This window comes from Streptomyces sp. NPDC057137 (genome assembly GCF_042670825.1).
GTDB lineage: Bacteria > Actinomycetota > Actinomycetes > Streptomycetales > Streptomycetaceae > Streptomyces.
Genome location: NZ_JBHUUW010000105.1, coordinates 1 through 18,405 on the forward strand (window position 1 = coordinate 1; position 18,405 = coordinate 18,405).

The window sequence follows — 18,405 nt, forward strand, 5'->3', positions numbered from 1 at the left end:
GGACGAACCAGGCCCACACAAAACCCCTACGCAAGGCTTCCGCTTCTCGCGAGCCATCGGGATACTGTATGCAATGGCGCGGCCACAGGCCATGACTCATGAGGGAGCGCAGCGTGAAAAGCAGCGCAAGAAGGCGGGATCGCACGCCGAAGACCTACGCCAGGCTCGAACACCCGCTGGTGCGGGACGAGAAGGGCGGCCCGTTCCGGCAGGCGACCTGGGAAGAAGCACTGGACCGGGCGGCCGAGGGACTGGGTGCCGCGCGCGGCGCGTTCGGCATGTTCTCCTGCGCACGGGCCACCAACGAGATGAACTACGTCGCGCAGAAGTTCGCGCGTGTGGTGATGGGCACCAACAACGTCGACTCCTGCAACAGGACCTGTCACGCCCCGAGCGTCGCCGGTCTCTCCGCGGCCTTCGGATCCGGCGGCGGCACCTCCTCGTACGCGGAGGTCGAGCACACGGATCTGATCGTGATGTGGGGCTCCAACGCCCGCTTCGCGCACCCCATCTTCTTCCAGCACGTCCTCAAGGGGATCAGGAACGGCGCGCGGATGTACGCCGTCGACCCCCGGCGCACCACCACCGCCGAGTGGGCCGAGAGCTGGATGGGGCTCAACGTCGGTACGGACATCCCGCTCGCCCATGCCGTGGGCCGCGAGATCATCCACGCCGGCCTGCACAACAAGGCGTTCGTCGAGCAGGCCACCACCGGCTTCGAGGAGTACGCGGCCGAGGTCGAGCCGTGGACGCTCACGGTCGCCGAGAAGGTGACGGGCGTGCCCGCCGCGGCGATCCGCGACCTCGCCCACGCCTACGCCCGCGCCGAGCGGGCCCAGTTGTGCTGGACGCTCGGTATCACCGAGCACCACAACGGCACGGACAACGTCCGGGCGCTGATCAATCTGTCGCTGCTCACCGGGCACGTCGGACGGTACGGCTCCGGGGTCCAGCCCCTGCGCGGGCAGAACAATGTGCAGGGCGGCGGCGACATGGGGGCCATCCCCAACCGGCTGCCGGGCTTCCAGGACATCCTCGAACCGGATGTACGGCGGAAGTTCGAGACCGCGTGGGACACCGTGATCCAGCCCCACTACGGCCTCAACCTGACCGACATGTTCGAGGCGATGGAGACCGGCGACCTCAAGGCCGTCTACTGCATCGGCGAGAACCCCGCGCAGTCCGAGGCCGACAGCGAACAGGCCATGACCCGGCTGAAGGCGCTCGACTGTCTGGTCGTGCAGGACATCTTCCTCACCAAGACGGCCGAACTGGCGGACGTGGTCCTGCCCGCCACCGCCGCCTGGTGCGAGACCGACGGCACCAGCACCAACAGTGAGCGCCGGGTCCAGCGCGTACGCAAGGCACTCGACCCGCCGGGCGAGGCGCGCGAGGACATCGACATCATCTGCGACCTAGCGGGCCGGCTCGGACACCCGTGGAAGTTCGCGGACGCGGAGACCGTCTGGAACGAGCTGCGCGCCCTGTCGCCCGACCACTACGGGATGACGTACGAGCGGCTGGCCGAGCACCAGGGCATCCAGTGGCCGTGCCCCGACACCGAGCGGATCGAACCCACCTATCTGCACGGCAGGTTGTGGGACGCGGACCCCGCCAGGCGCGGCAGGCTCGCCCCGTTCGGCATCGTGAAGCACGACCCGCCGGTGGATCTGACGGACGATCAGTACCCGATCAGGCTCACCACGGGACGGCGGCTCGACTCGTACAACACCGGTGTGCAGAGCGGGAGTTTCGCCTCCCCGCTGCGCCGCGGCGAGTATCTGGAGCTGTGCCCGGAGGACGCGGAGTCGTACGGGGTCGAGGTCGGCGAGGAGGTCCAGATCTCCTCACGGCGCGGCACGGTGCGGGCCCCGGTGTGGATCGACCGCGGGCTGCGTCCCGGACTGGCCTTCATGACCATGCATTTCCCGGACGAGGTGGACACCAACCAGCTGACGATCGAGGCGAACTGCCCGATCGCCGGCACCGCCGAGTTCAAGGCCTCGGCCATCCGGATCGAGAAGTTGCCCGCGAGCGCGACAGAGATGTCCGCGACAGCAGCGAGGAGCTGAGAATCAGTGGATCTGCACTTCGGTGACAGCAAACCGACGGACGAGGAACGGGCGGCGGTCGACTCGCTGCTCGGTCCCGCGACGTCGGCGTGGGAAGGCGCGGAGGACCGCTCGGACGCGGATCTTCGCTGGGCCCGCGGTGGTCGCGAAGCACGCGAACGGCGCGACCTGCTGTTGCCGGGGCTGCACGCCGTCAACGACCGCGTGGGCTGGATCAGCGAGGGCGCGCTCGCCTACCTGTGCCGGCGGCTCACGGTGCCGCCGGCCGAGGCGTACGGCGTGGCGACGTTCTACGCGATGTTCGCGGTCAAGCCCCGGCCCGCCAAGGTGCTGCATGTCTGCACCGACCTGGCGTGCGCGGCGAAGGGGTCCGCCAAGGTCTGCGCGGATCTGGAGGAACGGATAGGGGCCCCGGGCACGGCGGGCGCTGCCCTCGATGGAGCGGTCTGGCAGTCCAGCCCGTGCCTGGGGCTGTGCGAACGGGCCCCGGCGGCACTGGTGTTGCAGGCGGGCACCCCGTCCGACACGGTGCCGGCGCAGCGCGACCCCCGGCTCAAGGACGTCGGTGCCTCGGCCCTGGCGAACCGCCGGGACCGGCCGGAGGAGACGGACGGCGGTGACGGCGGCGGCGCCGAAGTCACCCCCATCCGGGCGGATCTCGCCTCGAACGGCGCGGTCGTCACTCCCCTGCGCAGGCCCGTCAACGGCGCCTCGGCCGAACCCGCCCCCCGGCGGCAGGCGTTCGCCGTCGTCGCACCGGCCACCGTCGACGCGCTGGTCGACGCGGCCACGGCCCCGGAGGACGCCCCCGAGGAGCCCTCCGCCGCCCTGGCCGTACCGCAGGCCGGGCAGGAAGGACTCCTGCTGCTCCAACGGGTCGGCGTCGTCGACCCGTACAGCATCGACGACTACCGCTCCCACGGCGGATACGGCGCCCTGCGGCGGGCGTTCGACATCGGACCGGCCGGAGTGATCCGCGAGGTCACCGACGCCGGACTGCTCGGCCGGGGCGGCGCCGCCTTCCCCACCGGGCGCAAGTGGCAGGCCACCGCGTCCCAGCCCGAGCGGACGCACTACCTGGTCTGCAACGCCGACGAATCCGAGCCCGGCACCTTCAAGGACCGGGTGATCATGGAGGGCGACCCGTTCGCCCTGATCGAGGCCATGACGATCGCCGGTTACGCCACCGGCGCCCACGTCGGCTACCTCTATCTGCGCGGCGAGTACCCGCGCGCCCTGCACCGGCTGGAGAACGCCCTCACCCAGGCCCGGCTCCGCGGCTTCCTCGGTGACGACGTCCTCGGCCAGGGCTACGCCTTCGACATCGAGATCCGCCGGGGCGCCGGGGCGTACATCTGCGGCGAGGAGACGGCCCTCTTCAACTCCATCGAGGGCTTCCGCGGCGAACCGCGCTCCAAGCCGCCGTTCCCGGTGGAGAAAGGCCTGTTCGGCAAGCCGACGGCCGCCAACAACGTCGAGACGCTGATCAACGTGCTGCCCATCCTGACGATGGGCGCCGAGGCGTACGCGGCGATCGGCACCGGGAACTCCACCGGACCGAAGCTCTTCTGCGTCTCCGGCAACGTGGAGCGGCCCGGCATCTACGAGCTGCCGTTCGGCGCCACGCTCGGCGAACTCCTCGACCTCGCGGGCACACCGACCGAGATCAAGGCCATCCTGCTCGGCGGCGCGGCCGGCGGTTTCGTACGGCCCGACGAGCGGGACATCCCGCTCACCTTCGAGGGCACCAGGGCCGCCGGCACCACCCTCGGCTCCGGCGTGATCCTCGTCATGGACGACACCGTCGCCCTGCCCCGGACGCTGCTGCGCATCGCCGAGTTCTTCCGCGACGAATCCTGCGGTCAGTGCGTGCCCTGCCGGGTCGGCACCGTCCGCCAGGAAGAGGCGCTGCACCGCATCAAGGACCGCACGGGCGCCGAGGCGTCCGACGACATCGCGCTGCTGCGCGAGGTCGGACAGACCATGCGCGACGCCTCCATCTGCGGTCTGGGACAGACCGCATGGAACGCCGTCGAGTCCGCCATCGACCGTCTGGGGGCTTACAAGTGACCGTCATACCTCTTCAACTGCCGCGCCGTCTGCTTGAGTTCACACTCGACGGCGAGCCCACCAGGGTCCCCGAGGGCTCCACGATCCTGGACGCCTGCCGGGCCGCCGGCAAGGACATCCCGACGCTCTGCGAGGGCGACACACTCACACCGAAGAACGCGTGCCGCGTCTGCGTCGTGGAGGTCGAGGGCGCCCGTACGCTCGCCCCGGCGTGCTCACGCCGGGCCGAGGCAGGGATGCAGGTCCTCACGGACTCCGAGCGCGCCAGGACCAGCCGCAAGGTCGTCCTGGAACTGCTCGCGTCGTCCACCGACCTGTCCACGACACCGCGCGCGGCCGAGTGGATCAAGGAGTACGAGGCCAAGCCCGACCGGTTCGGGCCCGACGCCGCCCGGGTCAACGAGACACCGAAGATCGACAACGATCTCTACGTCCGGGACCTCGACAAATGCATCCTCTGCTACAAATGCGTCGACGCGTGCGGCGACCAGTGGCAGAACACCTTCGCCATCTCCGTCGCCGGCCGCGGCTTCGACGCCCGGATCTCCACCGAGCACGCCGTGGCCCTCCCCGAATCGGCGTGCGTCTACTGCGGCAACTGCATCGAGGTCTGCCCCACCGGCGCCCTCAGCTTCAAGTCGGAATTCGACATGCGCGAGGCCGGCACCTGGAACGAGTCGGCACAGACCGAGACCACGACAATCTGCGCGTACTGCGGCGTGGGCTGCAACCTCACCCTGCACGTACAGGAGAATGAGATCGTCAAGGTCACCTCACCGCACGACAACCCGGTGACCCACGGCAACCTGTGCATCAAGGGCCGCTTCGGCTACCAGCACGCACAGCAGCACTGACGGACCCACGGCACGAGGCACCGCGACGCTTCGTCCGACCGAACGAGGAACGGGGAGGATCACCATGGGACGGGTCACCGAGCGCCGCCGCACCATCCGCATCAGGGACGGTGCCGTCACCACCCGCCCCGACACCCTCGTGGCCGAGGAGCCCATGGAGATCCGGCTGAACGGCAAGCCGCTCGCCATCACCATGCGCACCCCCGGCGACGACTTCGCGCTCGCCGCCGGATTCCTGGTCAGCGAAGGCGTCCTCGGCTCCGCCGAGGACGTCCGCTCGATCGTGTACTGCGCCGGGGCGACGGACGACGGCAGAAACACGTACAACGTGGTGGACGTCCAGCTCGCGCCCGGCGTCCCGATGCCGGACATCACGCTCGAACGCAACGTCTACACCACGTCCTCGTGCGGCCTGTGCGGCAAGGCCAGCCTCGACGCCGTACGCACCACGGCGCGCTTCCCGATCGCCGACACTCCCCCGGTCCGCGTCGAACCGGCTCTGCTCTCCCTCCTCCCCGACCGGTTGCGGGCGGCACAGCAGGTCTTCGACCGGACCGGGGGTCTGCACGCCGCCGCCCTGTTCTCCGAGGACGGTGAACTTCTCGACATCCGGGAGGACGTGGGCCGCCACAACGCCGTCGACAAACTCGTCGGACGAGCACTCCAGCAAGGGCTGCTGCCGCTGTCACGGGTGATCCTGCTGGTGTCGGGCCGCGCATCCTTCGAACTCGCGCAGAAGGCGGTGATGGCCGGAATCCCGGTCCTGGCGGCGGTCTCCGCACCGTCGTCGCTCGCCGTCGACCTCGCCGCGGAGACCGGGCTGACCCTCGTCGGCTTCCTCCGCGGCCCCTCCATGAACGTGTATGCCGGCGACGACCGCATCGCCCTCCACAGCGAGGTGTGACGCGCTGCCGCTGCACGGGATACACGGGATAAGGACCCGGCCGGCGGGGAGCGCCCCCTGCGCCGGCCGGGTCCCTCCCCCTTTTTTGGGGGGCTCGGTTCGCCTCCGGGGCGCTTTGAGTCGATGTCGACGGTCGACCGTGCTCAGCCCCTCGTTCCTCGGGGCCTCCGCGCGCTCTCCCTTTCGACACCGACGCGCCCCTTCGGCTCACTCGCCAGGGTGCCTCGCTCGGCCGGCTCTACGCCGGGAGGCCTTCCCGTGCGGGTTCCTTCGGGAGTGGCTTGCCTTGCGGCTCATCCGGCAGAGCATCGGGCTGGGGGTCCAGTGAGCGGCGCTTCGCGATCATCGCGCAGACCACCAACTGCAGCATGTGGAACAGCATCAGCGGCATGACCGCCAAGCTGGCCTGCGCACCGAACAGCACGCTCGCCATCGGCAGCCCGGCCGCGAGGCTCTTCTTCGACCCGGCGAACTGGATCGCCACCCGGTCCGCCCTACCGAAGCCCAGCCGCCGCGCCCCGTACCAGCTGACCGTCAGCATCGCCGCGAGCAGCACCACCTCGACCGCGAACAGCGCACCGAGCCGCCCCGGAGTCACCTGGTGCCAGATTCCCGCGACCATGCCCTGGCTGAACGCCGTGTAGACGACCAGCAGGATCGATCCACGGTCCACCCGGCCCAGCAGGGTGCGGTGCCGGGTGAGGAACCCGCCGACCCAGCGCCGTAGCAACTGCCCCGCCACGAACGGCAGCAGCAGTTGGGCCACGATCCGCAGCAGCGAATCGGGCGAGAAGCCATTCGCTCCGCCACCGAGGAGGAGGGCGGCGAGGAGTGGCGTCACCACGATGCCCGCGATGCTGGAGAAGGACCCGGCGCAGATCGCCGCCGGCACGTTGCCGCGTGCCATGGAGGTGAAGGCGATGGACGACTGGATCGTCGACGGCACCAGGCAGAGGAAGAGCAGCCCGCTGTAAAGCTCCGGTGTCAGGACGAACGGCACGAGCCCGCGCGCGGCCAGCCCCAGCAGCGGGAACATCAGGAACGTGCAGGCCAGGACGGTCAGATGGAGCCGCCAGCTCTTGAGCCCGTCCATCGCCTCGCGGGTCGAGAGCCGGGCGCCGTAGAGGAAGAAGAGGAGCGCGACCGCGCCGGTCGACGCCCCGCCGGCGACGTCCGCCGCGGTACCGCACGCGGGCAGCAGTGCCGCGAGGGCGACGGTGCCGAGGAGGGCGAGGATGTACGGGTCGACGGGCAGCCAGGACGGCAGCCGCCGGGGCGGGGAAGAGGACGAAGGGGACGTGGTGCGGCGGCGGTTCATGTGCTCCACTGGCTCTTGCTGTGCTCTGGATCTCGTACACGTGGGGACGCCTGGGGACGCGTCGCGGATCTTGTCCATGTTCCGGGACGGATCGCGCGCTCTCCATGGTCCAGGTTCCGAGCATGATCGGGAATCCCGCATACGGCTCTGACTGTCATCACGTTCCGCGATGACGCGCACTACCCTGTGCCGCATGTACGACATGTACGACCCCGCACAGCTCCGCACCTTCCTGGCCGTGGCGCAGACCCTGAGTTTCACGCAGGCCGCGCGGCGGCTGGACGTGCGGCAGTCGACGGTCAGCCAGCACGTACGGCGGCTGGAGGCGGCGGCCGGGGACCGGCAGCTGTTCACCCGGGACACGCACAGCGTCGAGCTGACCGAGGACGGCGAGGCCATGCTCGGCTTCGCCCGTACGATCCTCGCCGCTCACGAGCGCGCGGCGGCGTACTTCTCCGGGACCCGGCTGCGCGGCAGGCTCCGCTTCGGTGCCTCCGAGGATTTCGTCCTGACGCGGCTGCCCGAGATCCTGGAGTCGTTCCGTACCGACCATCCCGAGGTCGACCTGGAGCTGACCGTCGAACTGTCCGGCACGCTGCACGAGCGACTGGCGGCCGGCGAGCTGGATCTGGTGCTGGCCAAGCGCCGGGGCGGTGACACGCACGGCGAACTGGTCTGGCAGTCCACGCTGACCTGGATCGGGGCGCCGCATCTGCGGATCGACCCCGAGCGGCCGGTGCCGCTGATCCTGTTCCCGGCGCCCGGCATCACCCGCGCCCGCGCACTGGAGGTCCTGGAGGCGGACGGCCGCGCGTGGCGTATCGCCTGTACGAGCGCGAGCCTGAGCGGACTCATCGCGGCGGCCCGCGCGGGGCTCGGCGTGATGGCGCACAGCCGGGGCCTGATCCCGCCGGGTTTGGTGCCGGTGCCGGCCCGCGCGGCGCTGCCGGAGCTGGGCGACGTGGACTTCGTCCTGCTGCACGGACACGGGCACGGGCGGCAGGACGCGAAGCCGGGCGGGCAGGGTCGTCATACCGGGGCCGGGGCCGGGGGACCGTCCGACCGGAGCCCGGCCGACGCGCTCGCCGACGCCATCCTGGCCGGTGGCGACCGTCTGCACCGCCCTGCCGGCGCGCGCTGACGCACGCCCCTCACGCCCCACCCACCCCACCCGCCACCGACGGGAACCCGCCAGGCCGAGGCACTGGTACAGGCCAAGCCCCTCGCCCCTGGTGGGGGGGCGTAATCGCACCGTACAGATTCGGTGGAGATTCCCCCCAAGCGCACTTACTCTACGGTCAGAAGCCCGTCCCCAGCCTCTCTCCGGAACCCGCCACCCGCCTCTGACCTGGAGCGATACACCAAGACACCACTTCCGTCCGCTCCCTCCCGCCGGACAGCCCCTTGGGGTAGCGTCACGGCGCCGTGCGGAGCGCCACAAGGAGCAGGTCATTGCGCGAGTTCACTGTCCGACCCATGGCGTCCGCGCCCCACGTGGGTGGGCTGGCGGACGTCGTATTCGATCATGCGACCGCCGATCCCGACCGGGTCGCACTCGGCCGCAAGGGCGCCGACGGCCGGTGGCGGGACGTGAGTTCGGCCGGGTTCCGCGACGAGGTGCTGGCCCTGGCGAAGGGGCTGCTGGCGCACGGCATCCGGTTCGGCGACCGGGTCGCGATCATGTCCCGTACCCGGTACGAGTGGACGGTCTTCGACTTCGCGCTCTGGACGATCGGCGCCCAGTCCGTGCCGGTCTACCCGACGTCCTCCGCCGAGCAGGTCTTCTGGATGCTCTACGACGCCGAGGTGTCGGCCTGCGTGGTCGAGCACGAGGACCACGCGATGACCGTCGGCTCGGTGATCGACCGGCTCCCCCGCCTCAAGCGGCTGTGGCAGCTGGACGCCGGAGCCGTCGCCGAACTGACCGGCGCGGGCGCCGAGATCGACGACGAGGTCGTGCACCGGCACCGCCGGGCGGTCACCCCTGACTCCACGGCCACGGTCATCTACACCTCGGGCACCACCGGCCGCCCCAAGGGCTGTGTGATCACGCACGCGAACTTCATGTTCGAGACGGACACGATGATCGCCCGCTGGGAGCCGGTCTTCCACTCCAAGCGCGGCGACGAGGCGTCGACGCTGCTCTTCCTGCCGCTGGCGCACGTCTTCGGGCGGATGGTGGAGATCGCCGCGGTCCGGGGGCGGGTGAAGCTCGGCCACCAGCCGGTGATGCGGGCGAGTGAACTGCTGCCGGATCTGGCCGCGTTCCGGCCGAGCTTCATCCTGGCCGTGCCGTACATCTTCGAGAAGATCTTCCACGCCGCGCGCCGCAAGGCGGAGCGGCAAGGGAAGGCGGGGCCCTTCGACAAGGCCGTGGACGTGGCCGTGAGGCACGCGGAGGCGATGGAGCAGCGGGCGTTCGGGCTCGGCCCCGGCCCGTCGACGGGGCTGCGGATCCAGCACCAGTTCTTCGAGAAGGCCGTGTACTCGAAGGTGCGCGACGCCATGGGCGGCCGGGTGCGGCACGCGATGTCGGGCGGTTCGGGGATGGACCGGCGGCTCGGCCTGTTCTTCGAAGGCGCCGGCGTCACGGTCTTCGAGGGGTACGGCCTGACGGAGTCCAGCGCGGCGGCGACGGCCAACCCGCCGGAGCGCACCCGGTACGGGACGGTCGGCCAGCCCATTCCCGGCACCACCGTGCACATCGCGAAGGACGGCGAGGTGTGGCTGCACGGCGCGCATGTCTTCGGGGGCTATCTCAACGACCCGAAGGCCACCGACGCCGTGCTGCGCGACGGCTGGCTCGCCACGGGCGACCTCGGGGCGCTCGACGAGGACGGCTATCTGACCATCACCGGGCGGAAGAAGGAGATCCTGGTGACGTCGGGCGGCAAGAGCGTCTCGCCGGCCGGTCTGGAGGAGCGCGTACGGGCCCATCCGCTGGTCGCCCAGTGCATCGTGGTCGGCAACGACCGGCCGTACATCGCCGCGCTGGTGACCGTCGACCAGGAGGCTGTCGAGCACTGGCTCGCGATGCGGGACAAGGCACCGCTGCGACCGGCGGACCTGGTACGCGACCCGGATCTGGAGCTGGAGATCCGGCGGGCGGTGGTGGCGGCCAACACGGCGGTGTCGCAGGCCGAGTCGATCCGTACGTTCCGGATCCTGGCCCATCCCTTCAGCGAGGAGCACGGGCTGCTGACGCCGTCGCTCAAGCTCAAGCGCAAGGCGATCGAGACGGCGTACGAGGTCGAGGTGAACGCGCTCTACCGCTGAGCGGGCGCACGCGGGCACGGGAATGCCGGAGAGGGAATGCCGGCGGGCCCGTGTTCGTTGTGGGCCTGACGGTCAACCGACGACGTAAGGATCAACCGCACGTGAGTAAGGTCCCCTCCCTCACCCTCAACAACGGCGTCGAGATGCCCCAACTGGGGTTCGGTGTCTGGCAGGTCCCCGACGACGAGGCGACGCGGGCGGTGAGTACGGCCCTGGAGGTCGGCTACCGCAGCATCGACACGGCGGAGATATACGGGAACGAAGAGGGCACGGGCAAGGCGATCGGCGCCTCCGGGATCGCCCGCGACGAACTCTTCGTCACCACCAAGCTGTGGAACTCCAAGAAGGAGACCTGGACGCGCGACCGTGTCCTGCGCGCGTTCGACGCGTCCCTGTCGAGGCTCGCCCTCGACCATGTCGACCTCTATCTGATCCACTGGCCGCGCGCCGTGCGTGACGACTACCTCACGATCTGGCGCGCGTTCGAGGAGATCGCCGAGAGCGGCCGGGCCAGGGCCATCGGTGTGTCCAACTTCCACCCGCCGCAGCTGCGGCGGGTGTTGGCCGAGACGTCGGTCGTGCCCGCGGTCAACCAGGTGGAGCTGCACCCGCAGTTCCAGCAGGCCGAGGTGCGTGCTCTCCACGCCGAGCACGGCATCGTGACGGAGGCCTGGTCGCCGCTGGGCTCCGGCAAGGGGCTGCTGGAGGTCCCGACGGTCCTGGCGATCGCCAGGAAGCACGGCAGGACCGCCGCGCAGACCGTGCTGCGCTGGCACCTTCAGCTCGGCAACGTGGCGATCCCGAAGTCCGTGACGCCGTCGCGGATCAAGGAGAACTTCGACCCGTTCGGCTTCGAGCTGGACGCCGAGGACCTGGCGGCTTTGGCCGCCCTGGACTCCGGCACCCGGCTCGGCAGCGACCCGGACACGTTCGACAGCTGAGTCGGCGCTGTCGGGCTGCCGCTTGTGCCCTCAGTCGCCGGACGGGCCGGCGCTTCTGTCCTCGGTCGCCGGATCGGCATGAAGCCCGTCCGGCGACTGAGGACGAGCGCGGCCCACGAGCCGCGCGACCCCGTCAACGCTCCCCGGCCACAGCACCAGGTGCGATGTCCGCGAGAGCCGGACGGGCGACCTCGGCGCGTCCGGCATCGGGAACAGACCGCTCCTGGTACTCACCCAGTTCACGGCCCAGCAGCGCCAGCCCAGCGAGCAGGCAGACCATGCCCGCGGGCACACTCCAGTGGTTGCGGCCGAAGCCCATGCCGATCGCCATCACGACGGTCCCCGCGGTCACCAGCGCGGCCGACATGGGCGTACCACGCCGTACCACCGCGGCCAGGATCGCGAAGACGACCAGTCCGACGAAGATCACCTGCGCCCCGATGCCGTAGACGACCGCTTCGGCGCCGGGGATCTCCTTCACCCCGGCGAAGGCGTCCTTGAGTTCGGCGCTGTTCGCCGAGGTGAAGCCGCCCGCGAGGTCGATGGTCAGTTGGACGATGTTCGCCAGCGCGCTGAGCAGGACGACCACGACGCTCGTGTTCAGTGCGATCCGTTGCCCCCTGGTCCGCGCCCCGGCGCTCTCGCGGAAGCGCAGAGCCATCGCGGCGAACAGCACGAAGCCCGCGAGCCACACCGCGTGCGCGGCCGTCCACCAGCCGCCGGGCTCGGACTGCCCGTCGATCGGGCGCATCAGCAGCCAGCCGCCGAGGAAGAGCGTGGGCGCCGCCGCGAACAGCGTGCTGGTACCGGGTCGATTCATGTTCGTCAGGTTCATGCTCGAACCTTCCCAGCGGCCCGATGACACGTCACTCGGGGCGCCACCCGAACCGTCCCTGGGGCTATCCCCCGCTCACCAACTCCGGTTTCCCCGCGCGGTGTTCCTGCGGGCTGATGCCCCGTACCCGCTTGAACGCCGCGCTCAGCGCGAACGAGCCGCCGTAGCCGACCTGCCGGGCGATCGACTCGACCGTCGCGTCCGTCTCCCGCAGCCGGTCGGCGGCCAACGACAGCCGCCAGTCGGCGAGATACGCCATCGGCGACTCCCCCACCAGCGCGGTGAAGCGCCGGGCGAGCGCGGCACGCGATACCCCGCACCTCGCGGCGAGCGACGCGACGGTCCAGGGGTGGGCCGGTTCGTTCTGGAGCAGCCGCAGCGCCGGGCCCACCACGGGGTCGCCCATCGCCCGGTACCAGCCGGGCGCCGCCGCGTCGGGGCGGGAGAACCAGGTGCGCAGCGCGGCGATCAGCAGCAGGTCGAGCACCCGGTCGAGTACGACGCTCTGGCCCGGGTCGTCCCGGGAGATCTCCTCGTCCAGGACCGGCAGCAGCGGACAGTCCCACGCGTCGGCGGGCAGTTTGAGCACGTCGGGCAGCGCGTCGAGCAGCCGCCGGCTGACCTCGCCCGCCATCTGGTAGGTACCGACGAGCATCGTCGACGACCCGTCGAGTGCGTTGCCCCAGGTCCGTACGCCCAGCCGCATGGACTGCGCGAGCGGTTCGCCGCGCAGCGTGTGACAGGTGCCGCCGGGGCCGATGCGGGCGTGCGGTGTACTGCCGGGGGCGTCGGTGACGGTGTACGCCGCCGGGCCCCGCACGATCGCGATGTCGCCGGGGCGCACCTGGACGGGCGCCCGGTCGGTGTCGTGGACGATCCAGGCCTCGCCGCGGGTGACGCACATCAGGGTGAGCGGGGCGTGGTCCTCGATCCGTACGGACCACGGCGGTTCCATCACCATGCGCAGCAGGAAGGCCCCGCGGGCACGGGGTCCGTCGAGAAGTCCGGCAAGTGCGTCCATACCAGCCAGATTAAACGGCCGCATCGAGTGCGGGGACGGCCGTCGGCGGCTCAGCCGGCGCCGTGCGTGGGGGCGATCTCCTCGACCCGGACGGCCAGGTCGAAGTCACGGTCGGTGATCCCGCCCACGTCGTGCGAGTTCACCGCCACGTCGACGGTGTTGTAGCCGAGGGTGAGATCGGAGTGGTGGTTCAGCTCCTGCTGGATCCGCGCGACGTGCACGACCATCGCCGTCGCGGCGAAGTGGTCGGCGAGCCGGTAGCTCCGGGTGATCTTCCCGTCCTCCACGGACCACTCGGGCAGCGCCGCCAGCCGGTCCGCGATCTCCTGCGGTGTCAGTGATTCCTTGGCCATTGCTCACTCCTCACGAGGCCCGCCGGGGACCCTCGCCAGTTCGGGGGACGCGGTGTCGAGCGGCACCGTGTAGGAGCGTACGAGCCCGAGCTGCACGGACTGCCGGGGCAGTACGGCGTCGAGCATCCAGTCCGTCGCGACCCGCATCCGGTTCCCGGGCATGGCCGCCAGGTGGTAGCCGCGGGTGACGGCCCCGGCGAGCGCGCCGGAGAGCGGTACCCCGAGGGGGTTGGCCGCGGCCTTGACCCCGCCGAGGTCGACGAGGAAGCCGAGATCGTGGTGGGAGTACGTCTGCCGCTCCCCGTATCCGAGGGACGCGGCCACGTTGCGCCCGGCCACCTTGCCCTGGCGGGACGCGTGCTGCGCGGTCATGGGTGTGTACCGGCCGGGCCTGGTCAGGTCGGGTACGGCGGCGGCGTCACCGCACGCGAAGACCTCGGGGTGGCCGGGCACGCCCAGCTGCGGATCGACCAGCAGCCTGCCGCGTTCGACGGGCAGTCCTACCTCGGCGACCAGCGGGTCGGGCCGTACGCCGACGCACCAGACGAGGGTCCGGGTCTCGACGAAGTCCCCGTCGTCGAGCTGAACGCCCTTCGGGGTGGCCTCCGTGACCGAGGTGCCGGTGCGGACGTCGACCCCGCGCCTGCGCAGTACGCGGTCGGCGATGTCGGAGAGCTTGCTGTCCAGCTCGGGCAGGACCCTGGGCGCGATGTCGAGGAGCAGCCAGCGCGGGGCCAGTTTCCGTTCCCAGCCGGGCTGTCGGCGGATCAGGGCGTCGGTGAACAGCTTGCCCTGGGCGGCGACCTCGGTGCCGGTGTAGCCCGCGCCGACCACCACGAAGGTGGTGCGCGTGTCGCTGTCGGCGGGGTCTCCGGCGGCGGCGAGTTCGATCTGGCGGGTGACGTGGTCGCGCAGGTACAGGGCTTCGGGCAGGCCCCGGAAGCCGTGCGCGTACTCGGCGACGCCCGGGATCGGCAGCAGTTTGTTGACGCTGCCGACGGCGAGGACGAGCCGGTCGTACGTCAGCTCGCCCCGCTCGCCCTCGGGGCCCGTGTACCGCACGAGCCGTTTGTCCAGGTCGATGTGCCCGGCCTCGCCGAGCACGACGCGTACGCGGGGCAGCGCGCCGGGCAGGGAGACGGTCACCCGGCGCGGCTCCAGGATTCCGGCGGCCACCTGCGGCAGGAGCGGCAGATAGAGGAAATAGTCGGTGGGGTTGAGGAGGACGACTTCGGCCTCGTCCCGTACGCGCCGGGAGAGCGTACGGGCGGCCTCGAAGCCGGCGAACCCGGCTCCGACGACGACGATGCGGGAACGGCTCACGTTCGACTCCGGACTGTGCGTATCGGGTCGTACGGACTACTGCCCCCTTAGCCATTATCCTCCCGTCCGCCGGTACTGCGACCTGATCTCGGCGGGCGTCAGCACCCGGTCGAAGAACATCAGGTCGTCCATCCGGCAGTCGCAGGGATTGCCCTCCTGGGTGTTCTGCGGATAGCTGCCGCCGATCTTGATGCCGCGCGGATCGGTGGGCGACGCGGCGTCGGGTTCCGGTGGTCCGTCCACCGCCCACGGGTCGCCGGGCACGGTGTACCGGCCGGGCAGCGGGCGGCCGTCGCGGTACAGCGCCATCGTGCCGGTGTCGAAGTCGAACGTCGCGGCGAGGGACACCCAGGTGTCGGGCGGCAGGATCTGCCGCCAGTCGGCGTCGGCGGCGTACGTCTGTGAACGCCCGCCGTCCAGGCGGCGGCCGAGCGCGACGACCTTCATCTCCCCGTCGACCGTGATGAGTTCGAGCAGGGCGCGTACGTCGTGGCCCTGCGAGGTGCCCGAGAGGATCCCGGCCAGGCCGATCGCGTCGTAACGGTCGTCCGGGTCGGCGGTGTTGGTGTTGGGCGCCGGATTCTCGGCGGTCATCCGGAACCAGCCCATGACGGTGACCTGTCGGCTTCCGTTGAAGGCGCGCAGGGTGGGCACCCCCTGCGGGCCGTACACGCCGGCCTTCCAGTCGTCGGTGCTCGCGGTCGCGGGCGAGACCTGGCGGGTACGCAGGACACGGCCGTGCCGCTCGTCGTCCCGCACCCGTGACCGGTCGCCGCCGTTGACGAGGTCGAGCGTGGTGCCCGAGCGGCCCCGGTCCCGTTCGCGGGCCGGGTCGCCGGGGACGGGGTGCTCGAAGTCGTACGCGACGACGGGGCGCGGCACGTGCGCGGCCACGGGCTCGTTCGCCGGGGCGAACGCCGTGACCAGGAGCGTCGTGGCCAGAGCCAGGATCGGGGCGGCTCGGCGCGTCGGAGTGTCAGCGCGCATCGGTCACCTTCCAGATCTTCCCGTTGGCCTTCGCGAGGACGTACAGCTCACCCGCGCTGTCCGTGCCGAACCGCAGGTCGACCCGGTCGTCGCCGGCCAGCTCCGCCATCGAGGTCGTGGCGCCCGCCGCGTCGAGGACCTTGAACTGGTGGACCTCGGCGAGCGGCCCGCCGCGGCGCATGTCCGCCACGTCGGAGTAGAGGATCCGGCCGCCGACGCCCTCGCCGTAGACGTACTTGCCCCGCAACTCGGGGATCTCCGCGCCCCGGTAGACGAATCCGCCGATCAGCGCGTTGCCGCTGTCGGCGCACGGTGTGGCCGGCGGCGGGACGTGGTCGAAGGCCGCGACGGGATACGTGTACCCGTACTGCTCGTCGTTGTCCGGGAGTTGGTAGACGCCACAGGTCGGGTTGCCCTCCTTGCGGAACTCGAAGGGTCCCTCGCGGTCGCTCCAGCCCAGATTGTCACCGGCCCTGACGTCGTACACGGACTCGATGCGGTGCTCCCCTATGCTCCCGACGAACAGCTGGCCGCTGCCGCCGGAGTCCCAGCTGAACCGGTGCGGGTCGCGGAAGCCGTACGCGTAGATCTCGCCGAGCACGTACTGGCGCTGGACGAAGGGGTTGGCCGGCGGGATGCCGTACTTGCCGCCGGGGCCGTTGTCGCCGCTCGGGTCGATGCGCAGGATCTTGCCCTGCGGTACGTACAGATCCTGCGGCACCGAACTGCGCCAGCCCGCTCCGCCGTCCCCGGCCGCGATGTAGAGCAGACCGTAATCCTCGTCCCCGGGGCGGGAGTTGGGGTTGAAGTTGATCTCCTGGATGGTGTGGAGGGTGCCCTGGAAGCCGAGCCGCATCACCTCGCGGCGCGAGCCGTCGAAGGTCGCGGCGGCCGGGTCGTCGGCCGTCCATTCGGTGACGACGCTGTGGACCACCGTGACTCCGCCGGAGGGCAGGTCCGGGCGTTTGCCCAGCGCGCCCCTGGCCTCGGTGTGGACGGTGTAGAACGTGCCGTTGTCGGCGAACTCCGGGTGGAACGCGACGAATCCGAAGCCGCTGCCGAGCCCCTGGTGGGACCAGAAGTCGGGGCCGACGGCCGCGCCGAGGTCCAGATACTCGGTGGGCGCGCCCGCGCTGTTCAGCAGGTGCAGTTTCCCGTTGAGGTCGGGGACGTACAACCGGCCCGATCCGTCGGGGACTTCACCGACGAAATTGATCCGGGCCCAGCGCTTCAGCCGGTCGTCGGTCGGCGGCGGTACCGATGTCGACCTGGGGAGCGTCGAGAACTCGTCAAGAACCAGGCCAATTTCGGAGAGTGTCGGATCGGGCAGCGGATCGGCGATCGGCCCGTCCTCACGCGCGGCGGCCGGCGGCACGAACAGCGCCATCAGCAACACGCCCGCCGCGACGGCCAGATGGCGTCTGGCTGTTCTGCCTGTTTTTCCGGGCTTGGGCATCCCGCTCACCTCATCGGCTCGGACGTACGGCTCGGGCATACCGCTCCCGACCGCACAGAAAGCGCTTCCAGCGAAGCATCTGCGCCAAGTTACAAACGAGACAGAGGCGCGGCAAGGGGCCCGGAGCAAGCAAAGTGGCGTGCACACCGATTTCGGGCACAACAGCCCCATGGGACGGTCAAGTCAGTAGGGGTGCGTGGGGAGTCGGTCTCGAATGGCGGTACTGTGCGCGCGCGCCGTCATCCTGGACGGCGCAGTCAACGCGGAGGATTCAGTGACTGTATTCAACAGATCGTGGCGACGCCCCGGGGCGCTCGTGACGGTCGCGGCGGCGAGTGCGCTCGGTGTCGGCCTCTTCGTCGCCCCGGCGGTGGCGCACACCCCGGCCTGGGCCGTGACCTGCTCGGAGGTGAGCGTCGATCTCGTCAACTACACCGCCGACAAAGAGAACACGGTGACCCTGACGGTCGACGGCAAGGACCTGCTGTCCACCGAGAAGTTCGGTGGCGAGTTCCACAAGAAGATCGAACTGCCCGAGCACACGAAGGAACTGTCCCTCCACCTCGTGGTGGTGGACGGTTCGGGCAACGACGGTTCGCTCGACGACACCAAGACCGCGCCGGTCTGCGAGGGCACCGAGCCGGAGCCGACGCCGTCCACGACGCCGCCGACGGACAAGCCCGAGCCCACGCCGACCGAGGCGAAGCCCGAGCCGAGCAAGACGAGCGCGGCGGCCGAGGTTCCCTCGTCGCAGCCCAGCCCCGCCGGTGACGACCTCGCCGAGACGGGTTCCTCCAGCACCACGCCGCTGATCGCGGGCGCCGCCGCCGTCATACTCGTGGCCGGTGCGGGCATCACGTGGGCCGCGCGCAAGCGCCGCGCCGTGGGGAACTGACCCACCGCGCGACCATCGCTGACAACTGCCGACGCACGGCGGGCACAACCGCCGACGGACGCAGAACCGCCGTCGGCCGGCGGGCACGTGAGTGCCCGCC

General features: G+C 70.7%; 15 protein-coding genes. 8 read left to right on the top strand and 7 right to left on the bottom strand.

Annotated elements, in window-relative coordinates; genetic code table 11:
- Positions 1 to 113: 113 nt before the first annotated feature.
- The 4 genes from ACFT9I_RS38400 to fdhD all read left to right on the top strand — a co-directional run bounded on the left by ACFT9I_RS38400 (position 114) and on the right by fdhD (position 5,900).
- Positions 114 to 2,072: a molybdopterin oxidoreductase family protein gene (locus ACFT9I_RS38400; RefSeq protein ID WP_382572213.1), complete on the top strand. Its 1,959-nt coding sequence runs from the start codon at positions 114 to 116 to the stop codon at positions 2,070 to 2,072.
- A gap of 6 nt (positions 2,073 to 2,078) precedes the next feature.
- On the top strand, positions 2,079 to 4,142 hold the full coding sequence (locus tag ACFT9I_RS38405; protein WP_382572215.1) for an NAD(P)H-dependent oxidoreductase subunit E: 2,064 nt from the start codon (positions 2,079 to 2,081) through the stop codon (positions 4,140 to 4,142).
- Positions 4,139 to 4,996, top strand: a complete 858-nt coding sequence (locus ACFT9I_RS38410) for a 2Fe-2S iron-sulfur cluster-binding protein (RefSeq protein ID WP_382572216.1) — start codon at positions 4,139 to 4,141, stop codon at positions 4,994 to 4,996. Before ACFT9I_RS38405 ends, ACFT9I_RS38410 begins: the two co-directional genes overlap by 4 nt.
- Positions 4,997 to 5,060: 64 nt before the next feature.
- The gene (gene fdhD, locus ACFT9I_RS38415) at positions 5,061 to 5,900 is read left to right on the top strand and encodes a formate dehydrogenase accessory sulfurtransferase FdhD (RefSeq protein WP_382572218.1); all 840 of its coding nucleotides are present in this window, start codon (positions 5,061 to 5,063) and stop codon (positions 5,898 to 5,900) included.
- 238 nt (positions 5,901 to 6,138) lie between these two features.
- Here fdhD and ACFT9I_RS38420 read toward each other — a convergent pair whose 3' ends face one another.
- Positions 6,139 to 7,218 (bottom strand): bile acid:sodium symporter family protein, encoded by a 1,080-nt coding sequence (locus tag ACFT9I_RS38420; protein ID WP_382572232.1) that lies wholly within the window; start codon positions 7,216 to 7,218, stop codon positions 6,139 to 6,141.
- A gap of 202 nt (positions 7,219 to 7,420) precedes the next feature.
- Here ACFT9I_RS38420 and ACFT9I_RS38425 point away from each other — a divergent pair, with 202 nt between their 5' ends.
- The 3 genes from ACFT9I_RS38425 to ACFT9I_RS38435 all read left to right on the top strand — a co-directional run bounded on the left by ACFT9I_RS38425 (position 7,421) and on the right by ACFT9I_RS38435 (position 11,435).
- Entirely contained in the window at positions 7,421 to 8,359 is a 939-nt protein-coding gene (locus ACFT9I_RS38425) for a LysR substrate-binding domain-containing protein (RefSeq protein ID WP_382572234.1), read from the top strand.
- A 335-nt stretch (positions 8,360 to 8,694) separates the two neighbouring features.
- Entirely contained in the window at positions 8,695 to 10,494 is a 1,800-nt protein-coding gene (locus ACFT9I_RS38430; RefSeq protein WP_382572220.1) for an AMP-dependent synthetase/ligase, read from the top strand.
- 101 nt (positions 10,495 to 10,595) lie between these two features.
- Complete coding sequence (locus ACFT9I_RS38435) at positions 10,596 to 11,435, top strand: aldo/keto reductase (RefSeq protein WP_382572221.1); 840 nt, start codon at positions 10,596 to 10,598, stop codon at positions 11,433 to 11,435.
- 133 nt (positions 11,436 to 11,568) lie between these two features.
- Here the strand turns inward: ACFT9I_RS38435 and ACFT9I_RS38440 are convergent, their stop codons facing one another.
- From ACFT9I_RS38440 to ACFT9I_RS38465, 6 genes are all read right to left on the bottom strand, one after another.
- Positions 11,569 to 12,255 carry a hypothetical protein gene (locus ACFT9I_RS38440; protein WP_382572223.1) on the bottom strand — a complete coding sequence of 229 codons (687 nt, stop codon included), beginning with the start codon at positions 12,253 to 12,255 and terminating at the stop codon, positions 11,569 to 11,571.
- A gap of 79 nt (positions 12,256 to 12,334) precedes the next feature.
- Positions 12,335 to 13,291, bottom strand: coding sequence for an AraC family transcriptional regulator (locus ACFT9I_RS38445; RefSeq protein WP_382572224.1), 957 nt, complete (start codon positions 13,289 to 13,291; stop codon positions 12,335 to 12,337).
- Between the two features lie 50 nt (positions 13,292 to 13,341).
- Positions 13,342 to 13,644 (bottom strand): 4a-hydroxytetrahydrobiopterin dehydratase, encoded by a 303-nt coding sequence (locus tag ACFT9I_RS38450; RefSeq protein WP_382572226.1) that lies wholly within the window; start codon positions 13,642 to 13,644, stop codon positions 13,342 to 13,344.
- A 3-nt stretch (positions 13,645 to 13,647) separates the two neighbouring features.
- Positions 13,648 to 14,967: an NAD(P)/FAD-dependent oxidoreductase gene (locus ACFT9I_RS38455; protein WP_382572227.1), complete on the bottom strand. Its 1,320-nt coding sequence runs from the start codon at positions 14,965 to 14,967 to the stop codon at positions 13,648 to 13,650.
- Between the two features lie 54 nt (positions 14,968 to 15,021).
- The gene (locus ACFT9I_RS38460; protein WP_382572228.1) at positions 15,022 to 15,954 is read right to left on the bottom strand and encodes a LamG-like jellyroll fold domain-containing protein; all 933 of its coding nucleotides are present in this window, start codon (positions 15,952 to 15,954) and stop codon (positions 15,022 to 15,024) included.
- Entirely contained in the window at positions 15,944 to 17,410 is a 1,467-nt protein-coding gene (locus tag ACFT9I_RS38465) for a PQQ-dependent sugar dehydrogenase (protein WP_382572230.1), read from the bottom strand. Before ACFT9I_RS38465 ends, ACFT9I_RS38460 begins: the two co-directional genes overlap by 11 nt.
- A gap of 274 nt (positions 17,411 to 17,684) precedes the next feature.
- Between ACFT9I_RS38465 and ACFT9I_RS38470 the strand changes: the two genes are divergently transcribed.
- Entirely contained in the window at positions 17,685 to 18,305 is a 621-nt protein-coding gene (locus ACFT9I_RS38470) for an LAETG motif-containing sortase-dependent surface protein (protein WP_382572231.1), read from the top strand.
- The last annotated feature ends 100 nt before the right edge of the window (positions 18,306 to 18,405 follow it).

Bases quoted from the DNA above. Each gene is read 5' to 3' on its own strand.
- fdhD (WP_382572218.1), top strand. From the start codon at position 5,061: ATGGGACGGGTCACCGAGCGCCGCCGCACCATCCGCATCAGGGACGGT.
- ACFT9I_RS38420 (WP_382572232.1), bottom strand. From the start codon at position 7,218: ATGAACCGCCGCCGCACCACGTCCCCTTCGTCCTCTTCCCCGCCCCGG.
- ACFT9I_RS38425 (WP_382572234.1), top strand. From the start codon at position 7,421: ATGTACGACCCCGCACAGCTCCGCACCTTCCTGGCCGTGGCGCAGACC.
- ACFT9I_RS38430 (WP_382572220.1), top strand. From the start codon at position 8,695: ATGGCGTCCGCGCCCCACGTGGGTGGGCTGGCGGACGTCGTATTCGAT.
- ACFT9I_RS38440 (WP_382572223.1), bottom strand. From the start codon at position 12,255: ATGAATCGACCCGGTACCAGCACGCTGTTCGCGGCGGCGCCCACGCTC.
- ACFT9I_RS38445 (WP_382572224.1), bottom strand. From the start codon at position 13,291: ATGGACGCACTTGCCGGACTTCTCGACGGACCCCGTGCCCGCGGGGCC.
- ACFT9I_RS38450 (WP_382572226.1), bottom strand. From the start codon at position 13,644: ATGGCCAAGGAATCACTGACACCGCAGGAGATCGCGGACCGGCTGGCG.
- ACFT9I_RS38460 (WP_382572228.1), bottom strand. From the start codon at position 15,954: ATGCGCGCTGACACTCCGACGCGCCGAGCCGCCCCGATCCTGGCTCTG.
- ACFT9I_RS38465 (WP_382572230.1), bottom strand. From the start codon at position 17,410: ATGCCCAAGCCCGGAAAAACAGGCAGAACAGCCAGACGCCATCTGGCC.